We start from the raw sequence: 5,495 nt of genomic DNA, 5'->3' as shown, positions 1-5,495 counted from the left end.
ACTACTTAGTAGCACAAGCATCTTGCTTGTATTAATTATTCAAGTTAAAATAACAACAGCTTATTAGGTTTCAAGTATCAATAATGTCCTAATCATCCTGGCTATAGCTATAACTTACACCCTTGAGGAGTCGAGCAAATTCAGGGAATTATTGGGATATTTTGCCAGATATAGGACTCCTATTTGATTTTTGATAGCTTGCGTGGCGTAGCCATACCAGACTCAGTAGGTATCAATTCTGTCTTTCCTGTTCCCTGCGATATCCTAAGCGAGTCAAAGGGTCGAAGTGTTCCCTATCCCCTTTTTTTGTATAGCAACCGCCACATCGGTTAGGACAGTAGGGGATCTTTACATCTCACCTGGACAGATCCCCGACTTCTTTTATTGATTGTATCTATAAATTATAAATTGCTCACAGAAGTCGGGGATCTTTACATCTCACCTGGACAGATCCCCGAAAATTTACCTGTTTTACTAAATGCACTAATTCCGGTAAAATCAGCTTTTCCATCCCCAATTGCACAGCAATTAAGACTTAATTACCAGATTGGGGTTCTGGGTTTTTCAGATGTGGATTTTTCCAGTTTAAAGGATTTAATTATAGTGTCTTCCACAGTTTTTACAAACTCTGGATAGGATTTATCTTCAGCGCGATAGGTGAGAATATAGGCTTTTTTACCATTAACAATCCATAGTTGCATTTCTTGAAAATTTACCTTGTTATCTCTGCTTTCATAAACTACTTGATAACCTTGTGTTTCACCAAGTTGTATTGGTCCAGATTTGATAATTTTCGTATTTTGTCCTAATGCTTCAATTCGTTGGATAGAAAACTCAGTATAATCTTCCAAAGTTTCCGACGAGAATAACTCCTCTGTAGTGATAAAAAACTCTGGAGTTAGAGAAGATGAGATCATATTTTTCGGGACAATTCGCGTTAATTTATCTATGGCTGGTGTTTCTTGCCAATCTCCAGGATATTTAAACTTAATCCCAGCTTTTGCATATTCTACTACTTCAATTGGTCGTTGCAAATAACTATTAACACCTATCACACCAACAATTATTGGAAATATCAAAAACACTGATTTGATTAGTAAAGGCTTTAACGTTTCAAGTTGTTTAGGAATAATTGTTGGTGGTTTAGTCAGTGGTTCAGTTGGTGGTGTACTTATTCGATATTCATTTACAGCCGTCATAACTTCTGCTGCTGATTGAAACCGGTGTCTAGGGTTAACCTTGAGCATTTTATCTAAAATATTAGCTAGAGAAGGGCTAATAATTCTACTAGCTTGTTGTCGCCAATTTTGATAATTATTGTTAAGGTAATCAACGGGAGTTGTACCTGTGAGTAACTCCAGACAAGTAACAGCCAAACTATATAAATCACTAGACGGATAAATTTCTCCTATTCTTCCTTCTTCAGGTCTTTGTTCAGGAGCAGCGTACAGTTTTGTAAAAATAGGGACAGATTTTTTTATATTTGTTTCACCAGAAACAACTTGTTTCACCGCCCCAAAATCAATTAAAAATAGTTTTTGTGTTGCTGTTTCTCTAACAATATTATTGGGTTTAATATCTCGATGGATAGAATTTTGGTCATGAATAAATTGTAAAATCGGTAGAATTTGCTTTAAAAAATCTAAAGTCTCTATTTCGGAAAAACGACCTTTTCTTCTGAGTTCCTGAGATAGATCTTCACCTTGGATATATTGTTGTACTGAATATTGAAATTCAAGTTCTTTTTGTTGACCAAAGGCGGGAGCAGTCAAGGAAAAATAATCATATAATGTGGGAATATTCCCGCTATTATCACCTAAAAATTCTAAAACCTGAGCTTCTCGATTAAAAGCTGCTTTGATTCCTTCAATAATTCTGTCAGAAATTTCCGGATTGTCATTAATATTCAATCGTTTGATCACACATTGACGCTGATTCACAGAATCTAAATCAATAGCTTGAAAAGTAGCGCCAAATCCTCCTTTTCCCAGAGGTTTAATAGTTTGATAATGTCCCTTTCTCCCCTTTAATATTAGGGGCATTCCACAAGCTTGACAAAATATTCCCGACTTAGTATGAGAATCTGGAGAGTCGGGAAAACGGTTTGCGGGACTAGGGCAGTGGGGTCGGGTACAATAGTACATGATAGATAGGATAGTACATGATAGAGGTACAGGGTTTATCCATCAGGAAACAGCAAATTCTATACAGGTTGATTCACCCTACCTGCTGATACGGATTGTATCATAAAATTAACTTCCGAGTAAATGCCTGAATCTTTAAAAAAAATTAGTATATAATCAGCTATGTGTGTGCATACTTGTACACCAACTATAAAGTTTAAATAACAGAAATCTAGTCAAAGTAGCACCATAATCGCCAAAATTCAGTAATCAAAGGTCAAGCATTATGCAACTACCAGCATTAACTAGTGTCTTAACATTCACCGCATTGACAGTTACCCTGAGTGTTAACCCCGGTTTGAGTCAAGAGATTCCCAAGCAAGAAGTTAGTTTTGCTTGTCGTTCAATTCCTTACAAAGGTAATACGAAAAGAGTTCCCACCACCATGGCCTTCGTTCCCAACAAAAAACCTGAGCCTTATGTACCCATTATCGCTTGGAAATCTGACTCTTTTCCCACCAGTAGCGAATGGCCTCCTCAAAGACGCTGTGAACAAGTAAGTAAAAAATTCCAGCAATTTCACCAACAAGGCCAATTAGATTATTTAACTACCGGTAAGTTGCATGGTTTGGGAGTTATCTGTGCGGCTAAACCTGGTCAATGCGATAAAAACAATATCTTATTTACTGTCAGACCAGGTGTAAATCCCACTACAGTTTTAGCTGAACTTAATGAAATCAGAAAAGGTACAAGTACGGACTTAAATTGGCAAAATTCAGGTGAAAATACTTACTTGAATCTGGGTGAATATCTCAGAAATATCTCTAAATCAAAGTAACAAAATACCCCACCCTAACCCTCACCTTTGCTCAGGCTACCGTGTACAGTCTAATCAAATTGCCATCTAGGGTTTTAATGCCCCCTAACCCCCAATTTTAGGGGAATCAGAATTTCAAAGTCCCCCAAACTTGGGGGATTTAGAGGGCTAAATCACCACTGATAAAAACACTATTTAACTAGTCATGAAACGTCAAATCGCAATTATCTCCTGCTTACTGCTGCTACCTTATCCAGTCTCAGCAATAGAAACCCAAACCAAGACGACAAAACTACCTACACAGACCTTGGAAAGGTGCAAATTACAACCAGCAGACCGACAAAACGGCATTTATTTAAAGCTACAATTAGAAACCATTGCTAAACAAATTACAGTTAGAGTCAGAGATAAAGAAAGAGGCGCTTCCGGGACAATTTTCGCTAGAAAAGGTAATTCTTATTTAGTAGTTACTAATTCCCACGTTATCAGAAGAATTAAGAATATCAATATTATCACAGCCGATGGTCAAAAATATGCAGCTAAAATTTTACCTAATACTAACTTTGATAAATTCGATTTAGCCATAGTAGAATTTACATCTAATCAAGAATATTGTTTACCATCAGAAATTGCTGACCGAATCGCCTCCTTTGATATTAACTTAGCAACACCAGTTATGGCCGCAGGATATGCTGTATCTGAGGATAAATTAGTATTGACAACAGGAGAAGTACAACAAATCATCTCCCAACCAAGTTTAAAAGATGGTTATGAAATTGGCTATACCAGCAATATTCAACAAGGAATGAGTGGCGGTCCAATTATTAGTAATACAGGAAATTTAATAGGAATTAATGGCATTAGTTCCTATCCTTTGTCCAATACTGCTTATACTTATACCAACGGAAAACGCCCCACAAACCCAGAAATTCAGGAATTTAGAAAACTGAGTTGGGGAATACCTATTAAAACTGTTTTAGCTCAGGTAAAACCAGAAGTTCTCACCGCCTATAATTTACCTATACCAGATATTAAACAACAAATAGCAGAAGTACCATTAACAGGTTGGTTAGGAGAATTAGAAGCAAAAGCTAAACAAATTACCGTCAGAATTGATAGCAGTAGCGGTGATAATGGTTCAGGGGTAATTATTGCTAAACAAGGAGATATTTACACCGTTTTAACTGCGGCTCATGTAGTTTGTAAACCACCAGATAAAGTAGGATCATGCGAGCCAAATACCTATACAATCCTCACAGTAGATGGTAAACAATATTGCGTAGAACCAAGTACCATTAAATTAGGGGTAGATGGTAAACAATATTGCGTAAAACCAAGTACCATTAAATTAGAAGAAGGGGTAGATTTAGCAGTAGTGAAATTCACCAGTCAGGAAAATTATCAAGTTGCGACCCTAGCAAATTATCCTATCAAAGATTATGAATATATGTTCACTGCGGGTTATCCCAAATTAGGAGAAAAAAAATCACCTTGGCGGTTCACATTGGGACAAATTTATAGTAAAGAAGAAGGATTATTACGAACTACCAAATCAGATTTTATCAGTAACAGTTTGGGTACAGCCCAAGCAGCAGTTTCTTTAACAGGAGGATATGAATTAGTTTATACTAGTATCACCTTTGGTGGTATGAGTGGGGGACCTGTTTTAGATTCCCAAGGGCGGGTAATTGGTATTCATGGCAGAACGGAGGGAGAAGCTGCTATTGATAATAATAGTAGTAGTCAAGAAACTATCCAATTAGGTAATAGTTTAGGTATTCCTATAAGTACATTTTTGGCATTAGCTACCCGACTGAATACCCAAGCACAAAAGGTAGAAAGCAGCCCACCACCAGAACTAAATCAACAAAAAGTTAAGTCTATTCAAACAGCGATTTTATCAGTAGATGTGTCTCAAAGTAATACTACCGCCAGTCAATGGTTAGCAAGAGGAAATCAACTGTGGCGGTTACGTCGTTATCCAGAAGCTATACAGGCTTTTGAAGCAGCAATTAAGCAAAAACCAGAGTTTATTCACCTGGCTTATTATGGCAAAGGTTTGGCGTTATATTCGAGTGGAAAAGGTTCAGAAGCTATAACTGCATTTGAGCAAGCGGTGAAATTTAAACCTGAGTTTGTTCCTGCTTGGAATAATTTAAGTGTAGCTTATAGAGAATCAAACCAACTGGATAAAGCCTTAGTAGCTATCAATGAAGCGATTCAACTCCAGCCTAATAATCCTAATTTGTATAATCAAAAGTATTTAGTTTTAGGCGCTTTAAAAAACTATAAAGAAGCAGCAGCAGCGATAAATAAAGCCATTGAACTCAGTCCCCGTGCAGCATTTTACCTTATCCGGGGAGTTGTCCGTTGGCAATTAGGAAATACGCAAGGAGCAATAGATGATTCTAACCTAGCTATCAAGATTAATCCTAACCTTGCTGAAGCCTACTCTATCCGGGGAACTGTCCGTTTGCAATTAGGAAATACGCAAGGAGTAATAGATGATTCTAACCTAGCTATCAAGATTAATCCTAACTCTGCCCTAGCCTACT

At 37.1% G+C, this 5,495-nt stretch carries 3 protein-coding genes; 2 read left to right on the top strand and 1 reads right to left on the bottom strand.

Features of this window, described 5'->3' with window-relative positions:
- Positions 1–539: 539 nt before the first annotated feature.
- A complete protein-coding gene (locus tag CUN59_RS19390) occupies positions 540–2,144 on the bottom strand; it encodes a serine/threonine-protein kinase (RefSeq protein ID WP_243406999.1) in 1,605 nt (534 codons plus the stop codon).
- Between the two features lie 265 nt (positions 2,145–2,409).
- Here CUN59_RS19390 and CUN59_RS19385 point away from each other — a divergent pair, with 265 nt between their 5' ends.
- The gene (locus CUN59_RS19385) at positions 2,410–2,961 is read left to right on the top strand and encodes a COP23 domain-containing protein (RefSeq protein ID WP_104389374.1); all 552 of its coding nucleotides are present in this window, start codon (positions 2,410–2,412) and stop codon (positions 2,959–2,961) included.
- Positions 2,962–3,145: 184 nt separating this feature from the next.
- Positions 3,146–5,495 (top strand): tetratricopeptide repeat-containing S1 family peptidase (locus CUN59_RS19380; RefSeq protein WP_165790235.1); only part of this gene is annotated, 2,350 nt, incomplete at its 3' end.

The sequence above is a fragment of the Cuspidothrix issatschenkoi CHARLIE-1 genome (genome assembly GCF_002934005.1).
Classification (GTDB): domain Bacteria; phylum Cyanobacteriota; class Cyanobacteriia; order Cyanobacteriales; family Nostocaceae; genus Cuspidothrix; species Cuspidothrix issatschenkoi.
This window is presented reverse-complemented; position numbering and strand designations above follow the sequence as displayed.

Bases quoted from the DNA above. Each gene is read 5' to 3' on its own strand.
- CUN59_RS19390 (WP_243406999.1), bottom strand. From the start codon at position 2,144: ATGTACTATTGTACCCGACCCCACTGCCCTAGTCCCGCAAACCGTTTT.
- CUN59_RS19385 (WP_104389374.1), top strand. From the start codon at position 2,410: ATGCAACTACCAGCATTAACTAGTGTCTTAACATTCACCGCATTGACA.